We start from the raw sequence: 18,917 nt of genomic DNA, 5'->3' as shown, positions 1-18,917 counted from the left end.
ACGTTAACCATAACGTTTGTTGACGTTAACCACGATTATCGTCCTACGTTTCCAAATCTGCATCAATTGTTTCCAAAGCATCGTTTGCGCCGCTGTGGATAACTTTGCACTTTGATCACATCTGCGTGAGTATTTTTAGCGCGCTCTATTTTGATCTCAAAGGTGTTCCCCATGCGTCTTCTTATTACGACTGCTATTTTGACATCGTTTGCAGGTATTTCTGCTGCATCTGACTTGCCTAACCCTATTTTACCGTCTGATTTTCCGACGCTTGATACTGAAATCGTCTCTATTGGTCGTCAGTTGTTTTATGATCCCGTGCTCTCTGGCAACGACAATATTGCTTGTGCCACGTGCCATCACCCTGCTCTTGGAACAGGGGATGCAATGTCGCTGTCCATTGGCGAAGGTGGTCTTGGCCTTGGTCGGATGCGTGAAGTGGATAATGGCAATGAAATAAAAGATCGTATTCCTCGCAACGCGCCTGCGCTTTTCAACCTTGGGGCACGTGAATTCAGCGTGATGTTCCATGATGGTCGTGTCATGCGTGATCGCGACGCGATGTACGGGATCAAAATGCCTGAAGGTCGTACGCTGGAACGTCCCCGGAACACAGCACTCGCAGCGCAGAACATTTTGCCAATTCTAATTCATGATGAAATGGCGGGTCACCCCGGTGAGAATCCGATTGCAGACGCGATTGAAGCAGAAGAAATTCATGGACCGAACGGTGCATGGCAGCAGATCACAGCGAAGGTTGAAGCGATTGAAGAATATCGCATGGCCTTTGATTGGATCATTGGTCAGGGCACGCCCCTGCATATCACCGATATCGGCGACGCGCTGTCCCAGTTTATCACATATGAATTCCGTGCGACGGATAGTCCGTTTGATCAATATCTGAACGGTAAAGCAGACGCGCTTAGGGCCGATCAGATGGCGGGGATGGAATTGTTTTATGGCAAGGGCAATTGCGCATCCTGTCATTCTGGCAAGTTTCAAACCGATCATGGATTCCATGCAATCGGCCTGCCCCAGTTTGGCCCGGGCAAAGATGATGCTTACGCGGACACAGGGCGTGGCATGATTTCCGGTTTGGACGAAGACAAATACCGCTTCCGCACCCCGAGCTTGCGCAACGTTACGTTGAGCGCTCCTTACGGCCATAATGGCGCTTATACGGACCTAGAGGCCATGGTGCGCCACCACCTGATCCCTTCGAGGGGCTTGGCAATTATGATCGCCGTCAAGCTGCGCTGCATGAGATCGGTGAAGCCGCCAAGGATTGGGAGTCGATGGACGATCTGGCCGAAGTGCTGCGCATCGCCATGGCCGCAGAGATTAAGCCGGTTGATCTAAACGAGCTTGAGATCAGTCAATTGATGTCCTTCCTTCATGCCCTTGAGGATCCGATTAGCCGCAATGGGCGTTTGGGTGTGCCGGATCGCGTTCCGTCTGAATTACCTCTCGATCCGATATCAGACCCAAGTTAAAAGTTTGCTAATCCTGCTGCGCTGACCTACATGCGCGGCATGGATAAAACACTACACATCATCGGCGGCGGTCTCGCTGGGTCAGAAGCAGCATGGCAAGCGGCCAATCTTGGCGTCCCCGTTGTCATTCATGAGATGCGTCCAAAGGTTGAAACCTTTGCGCATAAGTCTGGCAATCTGGCCGAAATGGTGTGTTCGAATTCGTTCCGCTCTGACGATCACGAACAGAATGCTGTCGGCCTGCTTCACTGGGAAATGCGTCAAGCTGGCGGGCTCATCATGGAAACGGCTGGTGAACATCGATTGCCTGCGGGTGGTGCCTTGGCTGTTGATCGCGAAGCCTTTGCTGCAGGTGTGACCGCACGTATCAATGCGCATCCTTTGATCACCGTAGATTATGACGAAATTTCAGAACTGCCGAAAGATGGTCATTGGATCATCGCCACCGGCCCTTTGACGTCCTCTGCTTTGGGCGAAGCGATTGCGGCTGAAACGAGCCAAGACGCGCTGGCCTTCTTTGATGCCATCGCGCCGATCATCTACGCGGACAGCATCGACATGAGCAAAGCATGGATGCAATCGCGCTATGACAAAGGCGAAACCGAGGAAGAGCGCACCGCCTACCTTAATTGTCCCATGGATAAAGCGCAGTACGAGGGTTTCATCGACGCGCTTTTAGAGGCTGACAAAGCTGAATTTCACGAGGGCGAGACCGCCAAGTATTTCGACGGATGCCTGCCAATCGAAGTGATGGCTGAGCGCGGTCGCGAAACATTGCGTTTTGGCCCGATGAAGCCTGTCGGTTTGACCAACCCGCATCAACCCGACGTCAAAGCATATGCCGTCGTTCAGCTACGTCGTGATAATGCACTTGGGACACTATACAACATTGTAGGTTTTCAAACAAAGATGAAGTATGGTGCGCAAGCTGATGTTTTCAAGTCTATTCCCGGCCTTGAGGGTGCAAGTTTTGCGCGTCTTGGTGGTATTCATCGCAACACATTCCTGAATTCACCAACGTTACTAGACGCACAAATGCGTCTGAAGTCACAGCCCCACATTCGGTTTGCCGGTCAGATCACGGGTGTTGAAGGCTATGTGGAAAGCGCCGCTATGGGTCTGCTCGCAGGTCGTCTTGCCGCGGCTGAAATCAAAGGCGTGGACCTACCTGATCTGCCCCAAGATACGGCAACAGGTGCCTTGGTACATCACATCACAGGCGGTGCCGATGCAAAGACATTTCAGCCGATGAACGTAAACTTTGGTCTGTTCCGCCCTGTTGACGGTCTCAAAGGTGGGCGTCGTGGGCGCGTGGATCGCTACAAGGCCTATACAGATCGCGCAAAAGAAGCGTGGAATGCTTGGCTTGCACCGCAAGGCTAGACAGGCAAAGAACTGCTCGTTAGCCTGTTCTTATGACTGAAACATTCCTTGATAAGGCCTATGATACAACGGGTGTTGATGCGACGCGCGAAATGTATGAAAAATGGGCCGAAAGCTATGACTCTGAGGTCAGCGAGAATGGCTATGCAACACCAAAACGCTGTGCCGAGGCATTGCGCGCTGTTACTTCTGATCTCACCGCTCCTGTTTTGGATTTTGGCTGTGGTACAGGGTTGTCGGGATTGGCCTTATCGCTCGTGGGCTTTAAAACCATAGACGGTATAGATTTGACCAAGAGTATGCTTGATTTGGCGGCTGAAAAAGGCCTGTATCGTTCGCTTTTACTGTCTGACCCTGACGCGGAATTTCTTGTTCCAAAGGGTGATTATTCAGCGATCGCTGCGATAGGCGTTATCGGGGCTGGCGCGGCACCTGTAGAAGTGTTTGATCTGCTTTTAGGTGCGCTTGCTTCTGGGGGTAAATTCGTATTGTCCTTTAATGATAGCACATTGAAAAACCCTGCTTTTGAAGGGCGTATAACCGCTGCGATTGAAGCCGGTGTTGCGTCCCTTTTGTCTGAGGAGTACGGGGATCATTTGCCTGGTATTAACATGAAGTCCAAAGTTTATGTACTTGAAAAGACGTGATATTTAAAACCCGTTTCGCGCCAAGCCCCACAGGTCCTTTGCATCTGGGGCATGCGTATTCAGCGTTGCTTGCGCATGATCAGGCGCGCGCATCTGGTGGTGCTTTCTATTTACGTATGGACGATATTGACCAAAGCCGTGCGCGACCTGCATGGGCGGAACAGATCAAGGATGATCTGATATGGCTTGGCATCACTTGGGACGGTGAAATCTGGTCCCAGCACGCACGTTCTGAGCGGTATCGGACGACATTGCAGACCCTTTGGGATATGGGACTCCTTTATTCTTGCACCTGTACGCGCGCTGATATCAAAGCTGCCGCAAATGCCCCTCAGGAAGGCGCGCCCTTGATAGGGCCAGATGGGCTTGTTTATTCTGGAACATGTCGAGGATTGGACATTTCCGCGATGCCCAATGACACGCCTATAAGGTTAGACATGAGAAATGCCCTTCAACATATTGATATTAAGTGTATTAAACTTCATGAAGGTGATGTCGAATACTCTAAATCGGCTCAAAATATGATCGCAGAAATTGGGGATGTAATTCTTTCACGAAAAGATATGGCAGCATCCTACCACCTGTCTATTGTCGTCGATGATGCAGACCAGCAGATCACACAGGTCATACGTGGCGAAGATCTACGCGACGCCACGTTTATTCATGTGCTGTTACAACGCCTTTTAGAGCTAAACACACCGTCTTATACCCACCATCGGCTTATTCGCGATCAAAACGGTGTCCGCCTTGCCAAGCGCGATGATGCCCGCGCGATATCGAAGTTTCGCAAGGATGGGTTTACGCCGGATGACATCAGAAAGATGGTTGGCCTCTAATCAAGACACCTCTGGTGACATGAGCTCTATTTCAGAACCCTCTGAAATAGACGTATAAAAACAATTCATACGATTGGTATGGCAGGCAGGTCCGGTCTGGCGAACGATCGCGAGCAAGCAATCTTTGTCGCAATCCATCCGCAAATCAACCAGTTTTTGCACGTTGCCAGAGGTTTCGCCTTTCACCCAAAACGCGGCGCGGGAACGGGACCAGTACGTCACCTTGCGTGTATCAATCGTGCGCTGCACTGCGTCTGCATTCATCCATGCCATCATCAGCACGTCGCCTGTGCCCTCTGCTTGCGCGATTACAGGAATGAGACCGGCCTCATTGAAAGTCAGCGTTGCGGGATCAAAACTCATCGTGCTACTCCTTTGAAATGCGCGGCGTGCCGCCTATCTAACTCTCAAAGCACAATGGTGAAAGCGCATAAACTCATGTCAGGCGAAACTGATCTTATCAAGCTCTACTCAGGGCGCATTTTGGCGCTGGCTGCAGATATTCCTTATGCGGAACGTTTGGATTCTGCGGATGCGAGCGTGAAAAAGCGCTCACCTTTGTGCGGGTCTACCGTGACCGTTGACGTGAGCATTGTAGATGGGTGTGTCAGTGCGTTTGGCCAAGACGTAAAAGCCTGTGCATTAGGTCAAGCAGCAGCGTCAGTCGTTGGTGGTGCGATCATAGGATGCACATACGAGCAAGCGGTGCGCGCCCGCGATCAACTGCGTGATTTACTAAAAGGGAGTGGCGTAATTCCTGATGCCCCTTTCGAGGGATTTGAAGTATTCCTACCAGCCTCGGCTTACAAGAACCGACATGCGTCAATTTTGCTCTCCATTGAAGCAACATGTGAGGCCATCGCGCAATTTCAAGCCGAATAAAAAAAACGCCGCACATCCGGGAAAGGATGGCGGCGCAAGGTAAAGTGCTTTCGCGTGGGACCCGATGTTCGCCGTGAAAGAGCTAGGCAAAGCTCTGTTAAGGACAACACTTTAGTTAGGACAGGAGTGTTAAGTCAGCATCTAAGTTGGGGCAGGATGCGTGGCGGTCGGCGCGAAATCACGAGGCAAAAAGAGTAATCAGACAAAGCCAGGAATGTGCAGGGCAACCATGAAGATGGTAATCAAAGAGACGGCACCAATGGCATCGTGCACAAGTGTGCGGTCAGCGCGGGCGATTGCTTTTTTGATTTGATCCATCATCGTTTTGCTCCTGCTCAGTCTTTTATTTGTTGCACCTTTGTTCTCATTTTTGGAGGTATCTGTAAAGAACAAAGTGGAACAAAAAAGAACAAAACGTTAATATTATTGTTAACCTACTGATATTAAACGAATTGCTTGATCCTGTTCCATGAGCCAAAGAAGAACACGCGCGGCTGTTCCGCGTGCACTGGTCAGGTCCGGGTCGTCATGAAGCAATTTACGGGCATCGCTTTGTGCCACATCCATCAAAGCGGTTTGGGTTTCCATGTCTGCAACACGGAACCGAGGCAGGCCAGATTGCGCAGTGCCTATCAGATCACCTGCGCCGCGCATTTGCAGATCAGTTTCTGAAATCACAAATCCGTCCTCGGTTTCGCGCAAAACAGTCAGGCGTTTCTGCCCGTTCTCAGACAAAGGGGCCTTGTACATAAGTAAACAGGTCGAGGCCGCACTGCCGCGCCCGACCCGTCCACGCAGCTGATGAAGCTGGGCAAGACCAAAACTTTCTGCGCGCTCGATCACCATGATTGTCGCGTTGGGAATGTTCACACCCACTTCGATCACAGTCGTGGCCACAAGCACTTGCGCACGACCTGCCACGAAATCGGCCATTCCAGCATCTTTTTCCGCATTGGGCATTTGCCCATGAACAAGGCGCACAACGTCTTCGCCAAGCAACGCACGTAAGGTTTTAAAGCGCTCTTCGGCCGCGATCAAGTCGGACACTTCGCTTTCGCCGACCAAAGGACAAACCCAATAGGCCTGGCGTCCCTCAGCAATGGCTTTGCGCAGGTGTTTCACAACTTCGTGTACGCGTTCATCAGAAATAAGCGCCGTTTTGATCGGTTGGCGCCCTGCTGGTTTTTCGTCTAGCACTGACACATCCATGTCCCCGTATTGCGCCAAGGCCAAACTGCGTGGGATCGGCGTGGCCGTCATTACCAGCACATCCGCGTTCTCGCCCTTTTTGCCCAGCTCAAGGCGTTGACGCACGCCAAAACGGTGCTGCTCATCAACAATTGCCAAACGCAGGTCAGAAAATTTGACGTCTTGCTGAAACACCGCGTGGGTGCCGACAAGTATCTGAATTTTGCCGTCCTGAAGCGCAGATAACTTGGCCACGCGCTCGCGGCCTTTGTCGCGACCCGTTAACAGTTCAAGCACAACCCCGGCTTCTTCAGCCAAAGGTTGCAACCCCTCAAGATGCTGGCGCGCTAATATCTCAGTGGGGGCCATCATAACGCCCTGCCCACCAGCCTCTACAGCAGTTAGCAACGCCATGAACGCCACAAGCGTTTTGCCAGACCCAACATCCCCTTGCAGCAAACGGTTCATCCTATGCGGACTGGCCATATCTGCCGTAATTTCGTCGATTGATCGTAGCTGCGCGCCGGTTGGTTTATACGGCAACGCCTTTAACACTCTGTTGCGAAAGAGGCCTGTTCCATGGCTTTCCATTCCTTGCGCACGACGACGGTTCGCGCGCGCAAGGGCCAAAGTGAGCTGATGTGCCATAAATTCATCATAGGCCAACCGTTCACGCGCAGGCGCGGTTGGTGCAAGGTCCATCATTGAGTTAGGCGCATGCACCGCTTGCACAGCCGTGTGCCAATCAGGCCAATTCTTTTGCAACTTCTGTGTAGGGTCGATCCATTCATCCAGCTCTGGCATGCGCTTCAAAGCGCTAGCAATTGATTTGCTCAAGGGCTTTTGCGTCACGCCCGCAGTTAGGGGATAAACGGGTTCAAAACTGGGAACTTGATCTGCGTCAGACAGTTGTACGACATGATCCGGGTGCACCATTTGAGCCAACCCATCGAAAAGTTCGACCCTACCAGAAACAACACGGCGTTGGCCTGTTGGTAACAGTTTGCTTAGATAGTCACCGCGTGCATGAAAATAGACCAGTTGGAATGCAATTTGTGCATCAATTACATCAATGCGATAGGCCCCCCCTTTGTTGCGTGGTGGACGATGCTGGCCGACTTCAACCTCAACAGTCAATGTGTTGGGCAGATCCGCCCCCTGAACGCTGTCTTTGAGTGTGCGGTCAATTCCAGAAAATGGAAGCAAAAACAACAAATCACGGGGCTTTTCGACGCCAAGCCCTGCCATGTTCAGGGCCGTTTTTGGGCCCACGCCATCAAGCGCGGTTAGAGCCGCAAACAAAGGGAAAAGGATTTCTGGACGCCCGCTCATAATCCTGCGATCAACTCCAGCCATTCGTCTTCATCCAAAGTTTTGATCCCAAGATCAGCCGCCTTTTTAGCTTTTGATCCCGCACCGGGGCCTGCAACAAGAATATCGGTTTTGGCTGAAACGGACCCCGACACTTTGGCACCAAGTGTTTCGGCACGCGCTTTGGCTTCTGCGCGGCTCATTTTTTCTAAGGTTCCTGTGAACACAACGATTTTACCTGCAGCGGGGCTGGTTTGGTCGGGGGCTTGTGCGTCTTCAATGTTTAATTCGTCGGTTAGCCTTTGGATCGATGCGCGCTCAGACTCTTGCTTGAAGCTGGTCACAAGCGATGTCGCCATCACCGTGCCGACGCCATCGATGGACATGAGTTCATCCCATTGCGCGCCCTCCATACCTTTAGCGTTCTCCATCGCATCGATGAACTTTGACCAAGATCCGTAGTGGCGCGCGATAAGGGATGCGCTTTGTGATCCGACGTGACGCAATCCGAGTGCATAGAGCACGCGCGCGAAGCTAATATTTCGGCGCTCATCGATGGCGTCAAACAGTTTTTCGGCACTTTTTGATCCCCATCCATCACGGTTTTTCAATTTTGTCAGCTGCGCCGCATCGCGGCGTTTGAGCGTGAAAATATCGGACGGTTCGCGAATTGACAGCATTGGATCGTGGTAGAACATCTCGACTTGTTTTGCCCCCAAACCTTCGATGTCAACAGCGCCGCGCGACACGAAATGCTTGAGGCGTTCAACGGCTTGTGCTGGGCAGATTAATCCCCCTGAACATCGCCTGACCGCATCACCCTCTTCGCGGGACGCTGCACTTTGGCACTCTGGACAGGTTTTAGGGAAGTCGAATGCGACGCTATCCTTTGGTCGTTTTGACAGGTCTACATCTTTGATCTTCGGGATTACGTCGCCTGCGCGATAAATCTGGACCCAATCACCGATGCGAATATCGCGCCCTTCTCGGATATCATCGCCAGTATTGTCGCGCCCTCGGATGTAATCTTCATTGTGCAAGGTCGCATTAGACACGACGACGCCACCGACAGTCACGGGGGTCAAGCGTGCAACAGGACTTAACGCGCCCGTGCGGCCGACTTGAATATCAATTGCTTCAAGATGTGTCCAAGCTAATTCGGCGGGGAATTTATGCGCAATGGCCCAACGCGGTGTGGTTGCGCGAAATCCGAGCCGCGTTTGATAGGCTAAATCATCGACTTTATACACGACGCCATCAATGTCGTATCCCAGATCAGCGCGCTGTTGTTCGATGCTTTTGTAGTGTTCGACCAATTCTATCGCGTTCTCAAAACGTTTTGTCAGTGAGTTGGTTTGGAAGCCAAGCGCGCTGAGGCGTTCAATAGATGCGGATTGCGTATCTGCGAGTGGTTCAGACAAAACACCCCATGCATATGCGAAAAAGCGCAATGGACGGGACTTTGTTATCTCTGCATCCAGTTGGCGCAAAGACCCTGCCGCGGCATTGCGCGGGTTTGCGAAAGTTTTGCCGCCACGTTCTGTTTGACGTGTATTTAAAGCCTCAAAATGTTCGTGGCTCATGTAAACTTCACCGCGGACTTCCAAAAGGTCGGGAGCATTTTGAAGCTTGTGTGGGACATCGCCAATTGTAAGTGCATTTGCGAGAACATCTTCGCCAGTCGTGCCATCCCCGCGTGTTGCGGCGTGAATGAGTTTACCGTTTTCGTAACGAAGAGATAACGAAAGACCGTCGATCTTTGGTTCTGCAGTGAAGGCGAGTGGTGTTTCAGGCGCGAGCCCCAAGAATTTACGAATGCCTTGCACGAAGTCCGTAACGTCCTCTTCGGTGAAAGCATTGCCAAGCGACATCATGCGCTGAGCATGTGTTATTTTTCCAAAGCCATCTTGGGCTGACGTCCCAATCTGATCGCTCGGGCTGTCTTTGCGTTTAAGTTGGGGAAAACGGTCCTCAATGGCCGTATTACGGCGCTTCAAGGCGTCATATGTCGCGTCATCCAAATTTGGCGCGTCATCGCCATGGTACTTTGAATTGGCATTTGAGAGTTTATTGGCAAGATCGGCTAATTCGGAGCGCGCAGCATCTAGCGTTAAATCTTTGATGTCGGTCTGTGTCATGCGCGCTTGCCTACCTGATGATAGATCAGTGATAGGGGGGCGACGCGCGCGCGTCCAGAGGAAGGGAACACGCGCGCGGTTAATTTCAATTGGCGTTCAAATTCAAATTTACGGTTTAGCCTGCAACCGCCATCTTTGTTTCGATTTGCGGTACTGCAACGGGATCCCGTAGGACATATCCACACCCCCAAACTGTTTCAATATAGCTGGCTTCAGCAGTAGCTTCGCAAAGTTTCTTGCGCAGTTTGCAAATGAAAACGTCAATGATTTTGAGTTCGGGTTCGTCCATTCCGCCATACAGGTGGTTGAGGAACATTTCTTTCGTCAGTGTCGTTCCCTTGCGAAGGGAAAGCAATTCAAGCATTTGGTATTCTTTGCCGGTCAAGTGAACCGTTGTGTTGTCGACTTCGACAGTTTTTGCATAAAGGTTCACCGCTATTTTTCCGGTATGGATGATCGACTGCGAATGCCCTTTGGAGATGCGAATAATCGCGTGAATACGGGCAATCAATTCGTCGCGATGGAAAGGTTTTGTGAGATAATCATCTGCTCCGAAACCAAAACCTTTGATCTTGTTTTCGGTGTCATCGGAACCCGATAAGATCAAAATGGGTGTTTCAACCCGTGCAAGACGCAATTGGCGCAAAACCTCGTGGCCGTTCATATCGGGCAAATTCAAATCGAGAAGAATCAAATCGTAATCATATAGTTTTGCTAAATCGATTCCTTCTTCACCAAACGATGTTGTGTAAACGTTTAGATTTGCATGGGTTAACATCATATCGATGCTTTTCGATGTCGTAGAATCGTCCTCGACCAACAGTACGCGCATGGGGTCACTCCGTTTAGCTGTGCTTCAACTTCAAATTGAGCGAAAATGGTTAACTTACGTTACCTCAATTAGGAAAATGTAACAAAATCAACTTAAGATTGTATATATACTTGAGCGCAAGTTGTTATTAGCGCTTTTTTCACCGTGCGTTGCGACCGCTTGCACCCATTGCTTGAATTCTTCTTCGCTAATTGAATACCGTTCCAACGCGTCACTTTGGGTGATCAACCCATAACTGACGCCGCGCACGACAGCCGCTTTGCGCGATGCCACCCAGCGAGTCGTGTGTTTGTCAGGAAGGTCAGCGCGGCTCATCACCTTGCCATTTGGCAGTGTGACCGCACGTGGGCCGTCGATTTTTTGAGATACATCTTATCGCCTCGTTTCTACTTATGGCCTTTTTACCCCCAACCTCTTAAAGCGATGTGAAACGTCCCCCTTGAGAGTGTGTAGGATTTTCCTATATCTATTTAGTTTCTTCTAAGGAGTTGTCGCTATGGCGCTGGATCATACTGTCCCATTGAATAGCCTCGGCTTTGCAAAGCCCACGTCCGAGACGCGCGTTGTTGTTGCAATGTCGGGTGGTGTGGATAGTTCGGTTGTGGCCGCGCAATTGGCATCTGAGGGTTATGATGTGGTCGGTGTGACCTTGCAGCTTTATGATCATGGTGCTGCTTTGGCCAAGAAAGGTGCATGTTGCGCTGGTCGCGATATTCATGATGCACGCCGCGTGGCCGAAGAAATGGGTTTCCCTCACTATGTGCTCGATTATGAGAACACGTTTAAGGACGCGGTAATTGATGAGTTTGCGGACAGTTATTTGGCCGGTGCAACACCAGTTCCCTGTATCCGTTGTAATGAACGTGTGAAATTCAAAGATCTATTGGAGACCGCGAAGGACTTGGATGCGGATTGCATGGCAACGGGTCACTACATTCAACGTATGATGGGGCCTGAAAAGGCTGAACTGCATTCCGCGGCGGACGCGGGCCGCGATCAAAGTTATTTCCTGTTCTCAACCAAGCAAGAGCAGTTGGACTACTTGCGTTTCCCATTAGGCCACCTGCCCTCCAAGGATGCGACGCGCGCGTTGGCGGAGAAATATGGATTAAGCGTTGCCGACAAGCCCGACAGCCAAGATATCTGTTTTGTGCCAAATGGCGACTACGCGGCGGTGATTGAAAAACTGCGGCCTGGTTCTGCTGAGGCTGGTGATATCGTTGATACTGAGGGCAACGTTCTGGCTCAGCATAACGGCGTGATCCATTATACGATTGGTCAGCGCCGAGGTTTGGGCATTGGGGGGCTGGAAACGCCGTTGTATGTGCTGCGTTTGGATGTTGATTTGAAACATGTGATCGTTGGGCCGAAAAAGATGTTGAGCACGCGCACTATTCCTGTGCGTGAGATAAACTGGCTTGGGGATGAACCAATGTCGTCGCAAGAAGAATGGCATGTTTTGGTGCGTGTGCGCTCAACCCGCCCACCGCGTCCTGCGATTATTCGTCCGATTTCTGATACTGAAGCCACGGTTGAATTGCTAACTCCAGAGGACGGCGTGTCCCCCGGTCAGGCTTGTGTGTTTTATGATACCGAGAGTTCGCGCATCTTTGGCGGCGGCTGGATTTGGCGCGGATACTAAGATGGACGCGTTTTCCCTACTTGATCTATCGCCTATTCCTGAGGGCAAGACCGCCCGTGATGCGATCCTGAACACTGTGTCTTTGGCCCAAGCGGCGGATGATGCAGGATACAAACGCTATTGGCTGGCCGAGCATCACAATATGCCTGGTATTGCGAGTGCGGCGACATCGCTTGTGATTGCGCAGGTAGCGGCTGCCACGAAGACTATTCGTGTTGGAGCTGGTGGTATTATGCTTCCCAATCATGCGCCTTTGGTGATTGCAGAACAATTTGGCACGCTTGCGACGTTGTATCCTGATCGCATTGATCTGGGGCTTGGGCGCGCGCCCGGCTCTGACATGGCAACAGCGCGCGCGTTGCGCCGCCATATGGCACCAGAGGACAGTTTTCCCCAAGATGTGCAGGAATTAATGGGTTACTTGGCCGATGGAGATGACAGCGCGCCCGTGCGCGCGATCCCCGGTCAGGGAATGAATGTGCCAGTTTGGATCCTTGGATCAAGCATGTACGGCGCGCAATTGGCGGCGTATCTTGGTCTGCCTTATGCGTTTGCGTCGCATTTCGCGCCTGATCTATTGGAAGAAGCACTGTATGCTTATCGCAGCACGTTTCAGCCCTCTGCCGTTTTAGACAAACCCCATGCAATGCTGGCTGCGGGCGTGTGCGTTGCACCGACAAAAGAAGAGGCAGATTTTCTGCGCTCGTCCCAGATCCTTGCCTTTGCGCGTTTGCGGACAGGCAAACCCGGTCCCTTGCCCAAGCCTGTTCAAGATGTGGCCAGCATGATCCCTGCCCAAGTTATGCAGAGCGTGAACCATGCGCTGTTAGTGTCGGCAACAGGAACGCCGCAAGTGGTGCACAGCCGTCTCGAAGAGATCATCAAACGGTATAAGCCTGATGAAATTATGGTGACAGGTATGATTCATGATCACGCTTCGCGCGTGCGCTCGTTTCAATTGGCAGCGGATGTTTTGAAGGACTTGGTGAAGCCCTAACTGCGCATTACTCATTCCCGTAATTGTGCCTTTCATCACACACCTGTCTGCACAGTTGTCTAGCTAGGGGAAAAAGAGCTGACCTGCATCAAACCTTCATGGCACATAGATTGAACAGCGACCGCAAGAGTCGTTTTTGAGGGCAGTATGACAAAAACCGCAAAACCAGCGCTTGGCGCTTTGATCTATTTCGCAGTGGCCTTCAGCCTTGCGACGTATTTCACGTTTGCGGCTGTCCAAGGCGACTACGGTGTGTTCCGACGTGCTGAGATTACAGTTGGGGCGCGTGACTTGGATCTACAACTGACCCAGTTGCAAGGTGAAGTCGCAGCAATGGAAAACCTGACCAAGCGTCTGTCTGACACCTATCTCGATCTTGATCTGCTGGATCAACAAGCGCGCGATGTTCTGGGCCTACTGCGCGCTGACGAGGTTGTTGTTCGCTAAATTTAAGCGCTGTATTGCTCAAGTACACTTCCCTCTAGTCAGACAATCTCTCCTGCGCTAAGCTTTAGTTTAACGCTAAACCAATCTCTGTTTCTGGGAGGATACACTGCACATGGCCGCGCGAAAATCAAATCCAAAGTCTAACGTGTCTGCTGAGGAATTGCTCAGTTATTACAAAGATATGCTCTTGATCCGCCGCTTTGAAGAAAAGGCAGGCCAGCTTTATGGGATGGGTTTGATTGGTGGTTTTTGCCATCTCTATATCGGCCAAGAAGCGGTTGTTGTCGGTCTAGAAGCCGCAGCAGAGGAAAGCGATAAGCGCATCACGTCTTACCGCGATCACGGTCATATGCTAGCCTGCGGTATGGATGCCAATGGCGTGATGGCCGAACTGACAGGCCGGCAGGATGGATATTCAAAGGGTAAAGGCGGCTCCATGCACATGTTCTCGAAAGAGAAGCATTTTTACGGTGGCCACGGCATTGTTGCAGCCCAAGTTCCTTTGGGCGCAGGTTTGGCCTTCGCGGATAAATACAAGGGCAATGGGCGCGTGACCTTCACCTATTTCGGGGATGGGGCTGCGAACCAAGGACAGGTTTACGAGACCTTCAATATGGCCGCGCTTTGGGATTTGCCCTGCATTTTTGTGATTGAGAATAACCAATATGCGATGGGCACGGCCCAAGGGCGATCGACCTCTTCGCAAGACATCTATAAACGTGGTGAAGCCTTCGGCATTCCCGGTGAAGCGGTGGACGGCATGGATGTATTGGCCGTGAAAGACGCAGGCGAGCGCGCGGTTAAACACTGTCGTTCTGGCAAAGGCCCCTATATTTTAGAGATCAAAACCTATCGCTATCGTGGTCATTCCATGTCGGACCCTGCGAAATATCGCACACGTGAAGAGGTGCGGAAAATGCGTGATGAGCGTGATCCGATCGAACAAGTCCGTGATATGCTTTTGACGGGCAAACACGCGACAGAGGACGATCTGAAGGCGATAGACAAGGACATCAAAAAGGTCGTGAACGCCTCGGCAAATTTTGCCAAGGAAAGCCCCTTGCCTGACCTGTCCGAACTTTGGACCGACATATATGCTGAGGCGGAGTTATAAATCATGGCAATTGAGATCCTAATGCCCGCCTTATCGCCCACCATGGAAGAAGGCACGCTTGCCAAATGGCTGGTTAAAGAAGGCGACACAGTTGCCTCTGGTGATATCCTTGCCGAAATCGAAACCGACAAGGCCACGATGGAATTTGAAGCCGTCGATGAAGGTGTGATCGGCAAGATCCTTGTGCCTGAGGGCAGCGCTGGTGTGGCGGTAAACACCACGATTGCGTTGATGTTGGAAGACGGTGAAAGCCCGGATGACGCAGTTGTTGCTGCGCCTAAAGCGGCTGCCGCGAGCATTCCAGCACAAGTTGCAGCACCCGTTGAGGCGCCAAGCGCTGTTGAATGGACTGCGCCCGAACCCGATTGGCCTGAAGGCACCGAGCTTAAGAAACAAACCGTGCGCGAAGCGTTGCGCGATGCCATGTCCGAAGAAATGCGACGCGACGAGGATGTGTTTTTGATGGGTGAAGAAGTGGGCGAATACCAAGGCGCTTATAAGATATCCCAAGGCATGCTAGATGAATTTGGCTCTAAACGCGTGATGGACACACCGATCACGGAACATGGGTTTACGGGTATCGCGGTTGGTGCAGCATTCGGTGGATTGAAACCGATCGTGGAGTTCATGACATTTAACTTCGCGATGCAAGCTATTGATCAAATTATAAATTCTGCTGCAAAAACGCTCTATATGTCGGGCGGTCAGATGGGCGCACCTATGGTGTTTCGTGGACCAAATGGTGCCGCCGCGCGTGTCGGTGCACAGCATTCGCAAGATTACGCGGCTTGGTATGCACATATTCCAGGTTTGAAGGTCGTGATGCCGTACTCTGCGTCTGATGCGAAAGGTCTTATGAAGTCAGCGATCCGTGATCCGAACCCTGTGATCTTCCTTGAGAACGAAATCCTGTATGGCCGCTCTTTTGATGTGCCCGTGATGGAGGATTTCACTGTCCCAATCGGCAAAGCAAAGATCGCACGTAGCGGTACGGATGTGACAATCGTGAGCTTTGGAATTGGGATGAGCTATGCCATGGAAGCTGCTGAAAAGTTAGCGGAAAGCGGGATTGAGGCTGAAGTTGTTGATCTACGCTCCTTGCGCCCAATGGACACACAAACCGTGATTGAAAGCGTCAAGAAAACCAATCGCTGCATCACAGTTGAAGAAGGCTGGCCTGTTGGTTCTATTGGCAATCATATCTCTGCTGTTTTGATGCAAGAGGCGTTCGACTATCTTGATGCGCCTGTCATCAACTGCACAGGTAAAGACGTTCCCATGCCCTATGCTGCGAACCTAGAAAAGCTGGCGTTGACAACCACTGACGATGTCATCGAAGCCGTGCACAAAGTCACATACCGTTAAGGAGATCGCCCCATGGCACTAGAAATTCTCATGCCCGCGCTGTCCCCGACGATGGAGGAAGGCACGCTCGCGAAGTGGTTGGTCAAGGAAGGCGATACCGTTGCCTCTGGCGATCTGCTGGCCGAGATTGAAACTGACAAAGCCACGATGGAATTCGAAGCTGTCGACGAAGGTGTAATAGGCAAGCTGCTGGTTGCGGCTGGTACGGCAGCTGTGAAGGTGAATAGCCCAATCGCGGTTTTATTAGAAGACGGTGAAGAGCTTGGCGCAGAGATAGTGCCACAAGCTACGGCAACACCCGAACCCACTGCGGCCAAGGTGTCATCCGCAGCGCCGATTGAAGCGGCTCCGATCAAAAACGGCACTCGCGTTTTTGCATCGCCTTTGGCGCGTCGCATTGCTCAGGATAAGGACATTGACCTAAGTCTGATCACCGGCTCTGGCCCAAAGGGTCGCATTGTGAAAGCAGATATTGAGAACGCTCACGGTGCAGTCACTGCCTCAGAACCAAAGGCAAGCCAACCGGTTGCAATGCCGGTTCAAACCGATCCTAACGACATCACTAAACTCTATGCGGGTCGCAGCTATACCGAAGTACCTCTCGACGGCATGCGCAAAATTATCGCCGCGCGTCTGACAGAAGCAAAGCAAACTATCCCACATTTCTATCTACGACGTGATATCCATCTGGACGCGTTGTTGAAGTTCCGCAGTCAGATCAACAAACAACTTGAAAAGCGCGATGTGAAGCTCTCGGTGAATGACTTCATCATCAAAGCCTGCGCACTGGCACTACAACAGGTCCCGCAGGCCAATGCGGTTTGGGCAGGTGATCGTGTTTTGCAGATGGAGGCGTCTGATGTTGCCGTTGCTGTTGCGATTGAAAGGGGATTGTTCACGCCAGTTCTTCAAGATGCTGAAACAAAGTCGCTTTCATCACTTTCATCAGAAATGAAAGACCTTGCGACACGCGCCCGATCTCGCAAACTTGCTCCGCATGAATACCTTGGTGGCAGTTTTGCGATATCCAATCTGGGCATGATGGGGATCGATAATTTCGATGCCGTGATTAATCCACCGCACGGCGCAATCTTGGCCGTGGGTGCTGGTGTCAAAAAGCCAATCGTGACTGAATATGGAAACCTTGGGATTGCAACCGTGATGTCAGTGACGCTCTCTGTAGATCATCGCGTCATCGACGGTGCTCTTGGGGCCGAGCTTCTTAGCGCAATCAAAGACAATCTCGAAAACCCAATGGCAATGCTCGCTTAATCAATGGCTTCATCTTTCCAAAAAAACTTCCGCCGGAGGCATTCCAGCACCCGCTATTTGGGTGCTGAATTTATAAGTTGGTCCATAGAAACTGACGGCTGATCGCAGCCTGCTTCGCCCACAATCTTAGCAGGTACGCCCGCAACCGTTTTACACGGCGGTACTTCAGCCAAGACCACTGAACCCGCAGCGATGCGGCTGCAATGGCCTACTTTGATGTTTCCCAGAATTTTTGCGCCAGCGCCAATCAGAACACCATTTCCAATTTTTGGATGACGCTCTTCTTCTTCCTTGCCCGTGCCCCCCAAGGTAACCGAATGTAGCATGGAGACATTGTCACCAACGACAGCCGTTTCACCAATCACAATCGAATGTGCATGATCAATCATTATGCCTTTGCCAATCTTGGCTGCGGGATGAATATCAACGCCAAATATCTCTGACACACGCATTTGCACGAAATACGACAAATCAATACGCCCTTTTGCCCAAAGCCAATTCGCAATGCGGTAGGCTTGGATCGCTTGAAACCCTTTGAAAAAAACCAAGGGTTGCAATAGGCGATGGCACGCCGGATCGCGATCATAGATCGCCATCAAATCAGCGCGTGCAGATTCAACGATTGAAGGATCTTCGAGATAGGCTTCGTCTGCGATATCACGCAGAATAATCTGGCTCATCTCATTGGACTGCAACTTGGCAGAAAATCTGTAAGACAACGCCTTTTCCAGACTGGCATGGTGCAAAATACATGCGTGCAGCAATCCGCCCATAAGCGGTTCACTTTTGACGGCGTCTTCCGCTTCTAGCGAAATACGTTCCCAAACCGGATCGACGCTTCGCATTGCTTGTTGTGCCTGTGCCAAGTCAGCATTCCTCATTCATTCAAATCGTTCTATCGCAGATAAGACCGAAAGAACAAATGCAAAGAGGTGATCCATGACATTGCATTGTGCGATGGATTGGATTTGGCGGCGTTAAAGGTTCATTCTTGTTGATGAGAAAGGTCGCCGAGCACAATCTGAAATGCATCCAAAACGTCTTGTGTCATATCCAAAGGCATTGCTCCCAACCCATGACGCAGCACAACCGCGGTTAATGTCCCGTCCCCATAAAGAGGATGCGCGCTACCTGTCTTCTTCAAATACGTTGCCGCCTCTTTCGTTTGCGCGAATAGGGCCTGTGACCTGATCGTTCGCTCTCCTTTGGAAAACTTCAAAAGATAGCGAACACCTAAAATAAGATCAGCCAATGTTGTTTTTGCTGTGTTATTAACCAACAACTTGTCGCGCAAACAGCCCAGGACCGAAGCGATCAGAAACTTGGGCAATGCGCATTTCATAAAGACCAGTTGCGCCATCGGCCAAACG

The 18,917-nt window shown here is 51.3% G+C and carries 20 protein-coding genes; 12 read left to right on the top strand and 8 right to left on the bottom strand.

Going from position 1 to position 18,917, the window contains the following annotated elements; translation table 11 throughout:
• The first annotated feature begins 171 nt into the window (after positions 1-171).
• Genes QZ279_RS06895 through gluQRS form a run of 5 tightly spaced genes read left to right on the top strand, consistent with a single transcriptional unit; the run spans position 172 to position 4,359 of the window.
• The gene (locus tag QZ279_RS06895) at positions 172-1,359 is read left to right on the top strand and encodes a cytochrome c peroxidase (RefSeq protein ID WP_293449498.1); all 1,188 of its coding nucleotides are present in this window, start codon (positions 172-174) and stop codon (positions 1,357-1,359) included.
• The gene (locus QZ279_RS06890) at positions 1,329-1,493 is read left to right on the top strand and encodes a hypothetical protein (protein ID WP_293449496.1); all 165 of its coding nucleotides are present in this window, start codon (positions 1,329-1,331) and stop codon (positions 1,491-1,493) included. Before QZ279_RS06895 ends, QZ279_RS06890 begins: the two co-directional genes overlap by 31 nt.
• A gap of 39 nt (positions 1,494-1,532) precedes the next feature.
• The gene (trmFO, locus tag QZ279_RS06885; RefSeq protein WP_293449495.1) at positions 1,533-2,876 is read left to right on the top strand and encodes a methylenetetrahydrofolate--tRNA-(uracil(54)-C(5))-methyltransferase (FADH(2)-oxidizing) TrmFO; all 1,344 of its coding nucleotides are present in this window, start codon (positions 1,533-1,535) and stop codon (positions 2,874-2,876) included.
• A 32-nt stretch (positions 2,877-2,908) separates the two neighbouring features.
• The gene (locus QZ279_RS06880; protein WP_293449494.1) at positions 2,909-3,523 is read left to right on the top strand and encodes a methyltransferase domain-containing protein; all 615 of its coding nucleotides are present in this window, start codon (positions 2,909-2,911) and stop codon (positions 3,521-3,523) included.
• A complete protein-coding gene (gluQRS, locus tag QZ279_RS06875) occupies positions 3,520-4,359 on the top strand; it encodes a tRNA glutamyl-Q(34) synthetase GluQRS (protein ID WP_293449492.1) in 840 nt (279 codons plus the stop codon). Before QZ279_RS06880 ends, gluQRS begins: the two co-directional genes overlap by 4 nt.
• Here gluQRS and hisI read toward each other — a convergent pair whose 3' ends face one another.
• Positions 4,360-4,722, bottom strand: coding sequence for a phosphoribosyl-AMP cyclohydrolase (hisI, locus tag QZ279_RS06870; RefSeq protein ID WP_293449491.1), 363 nt, complete (start codon positions 4,720-4,722; stop codon positions 4,360-4,362).
• 75 nt (positions 4,723-4,797) lie between these two features.
• Between hisI and QZ279_RS06865 the strand changes: the two genes are divergently transcribed.
• Complete coding sequence (locus QZ279_RS06865) at positions 4,798-5,241, top strand: iron-sulfur cluster assembly scaffold protein (protein ID WP_293449489.1); 444 nt, start codon at positions 4,798-4,800, stop codon at positions 5,239-5,241.
• A 198-nt stretch (positions 5,242-5,439) separates the two neighbouring features.
• On the opposite strand, the gene QZ279_RS06860 is transcribed toward QZ279_RS06865, so the two are convergent.
• The 5 genes from QZ279_RS06860 to QZ279_RS06840 form a co-directional block, all read right to left on the bottom strand.
• On the bottom strand, positions 5,440-5,562 hold the full coding sequence (locus QZ279_RS06860; protein ID WP_293449487.1) for a hypothetical protein: 123 nt from the start codon (positions 5,560-5,562) through the stop codon (positions 5,440-5,442).
• 108 nt (positions 5,563-5,670) lie between these two features.
• The gene (gene recG / locus QZ279_RS06855) at positions 5,671-7,761 is read right to left on the bottom strand and encodes an ATP-dependent DNA helicase RecG (protein ID WP_293449513.1); all 2,091 of its coding nucleotides are present in this window, start codon (positions 7,759-7,761) and stop codon (positions 5,671-5,673) included.
• The gene (gene ligA / locus QZ279_RS06850) at positions 7,758-9,878 is read right to left on the bottom strand and encodes an NAD-dependent DNA ligase LigA (RefSeq protein ID WP_293449485.1); all 2,121 of its coding nucleotides are present in this window, start codon (positions 9,876-9,878) and stop codon (positions 7,758-7,760) included. Before ligA ends, recG begins: the two co-directional genes overlap by 4 nt.
• A gap of 115 nt (positions 9,879-9,993) precedes the next feature.
• Positions 9,994-10,710, bottom strand: coding sequence for a response regulator transcription factor CtrA (gene ctrA / locus QZ279_RS06845; protein ID WP_293449483.1), 717 nt, complete (start codon positions 10,708-10,710; stop codon positions 9,994-9,996).
• An 87-nt stretch (positions 10,711-10,797) separates the two neighbouring features.
• Complete coding sequence (locus QZ279_RS06840; RefSeq protein WP_293449481.1) at positions 10,798-11,025, bottom strand: DUF1153 domain-containing protein; 228 nt, start codon at positions 11,023-11,025, stop codon at positions 10,798-10,800.
• Between the two features lie 181 nt (positions 11,026-11,206).
• On the opposite strand from QZ279_RS06840, the gene mnmA reads away from it, so the two are divergent.
• The 6 genes from mnmA (at position 11,207) to QZ279_RS06810 (ending at position 17,547) form a co-directional block, all read left to right on the top strand.
• Positions 11,207-12,352 (top strand): tRNA 2-thiouridine(34) synthase MnmA, encoded by a 1,146-nt coding sequence (mnmA, locus tag QZ279_RS06835; protein WP_293449480.1) that lies wholly within the window; start codon positions 11,207-11,209, stop codon positions 12,350-12,352.
• A gap of 1 nt (position 12,353) precedes the next feature.
• Positions 12,354-13,349 (top strand): LLM class flavin-dependent oxidoreductase, encoded by a 996-nt coding sequence (locus QZ279_RS06830; RefSeq protein ID WP_293449511.1) that lies wholly within the window; start codon positions 12,354-12,356, stop codon positions 13,347-13,349.
• 147 nt (positions 13,350-13,496) lie between these two features.
• Positions 13,497-13,796, top strand: a complete 300-nt coding sequence (locus tag QZ279_RS06825) for a septum formation initiator family protein (RefSeq protein WP_293449479.1) — start codon at positions 13,497-13,499, stop codon at positions 13,794-13,796.
• A gap of 112 nt (positions 13,797-13,908) precedes the next feature.
• Positions 13,909-14,910, top strand: coding sequence for a pyruvate dehydrogenase (acetyl-transferring) E1 component subunit alpha (gene pdhA, locus QZ279_RS06820; RefSeq protein WP_293449478.1), 1,002 nt, complete (start codon positions 13,909-13,911; stop codon positions 14,908-14,910).
• Positions 14,911-14,913: 3 nt separating this feature from the next.
• Positions 14,914-16,275, top strand: coding sequence for a pyruvate dehydrogenase complex E1 component subunit beta (locus QZ279_RS06815; protein ID WP_293449477.1), 1,362 nt, complete (start codon positions 14,914-14,916; stop codon positions 16,273-16,275).
• A 12-nt stretch (positions 16,276-16,287) separates the two neighbouring features.
• On the top strand, positions 16,288-17,547 hold the full coding sequence (locus QZ279_RS06810) for a pyruvate dehydrogenase complex dihydrolipoamide acetyltransferase (RefSeq protein WP_293449476.1): 1,260 nt from the start codon (positions 16,288-16,290) through the stop codon (positions 17,545-17,547).
• 53 nt (positions 17,548-17,600) lie between these two features.
• Here the strand turns inward: QZ279_RS06810 and cysE are convergent, their stop codons facing one another.
• Both cysE and QZ279_RS06800 read right to left on the bottom strand, forming a co-directional pair.
• Positions 17,601-18,413, bottom strand: coding sequence for a serine O-acetyltransferase (gene cysE, locus QZ279_RS06805; RefSeq protein ID WP_293449475.1), 813 nt, complete (start codon positions 18,411-18,413; stop codon positions 17,601-17,603).
• Positions 18,414-18,532: 119 nt separating this feature from the next.
• Positions 18,533-18,917, bottom strand: a 385-nt coding sequence (locus tag QZ279_RS06800; RefSeq protein ID WP_293449474.1) for a hypothetical protein, incomplete at its 5' end; no start/stop codon positions are given.

This window comes from Planktotalea sp. (assembly GCF_018607965.1).
Taxonomy (GTDB): domain Bacteria; phylum Pseudomonadota; class Alphaproteobacteria; order Rhodobacterales; family Rhodobacteraceae; genus Planktotalea.
This window is presented reverse-complemented; position numbering and strand designations above follow the sequence as displayed.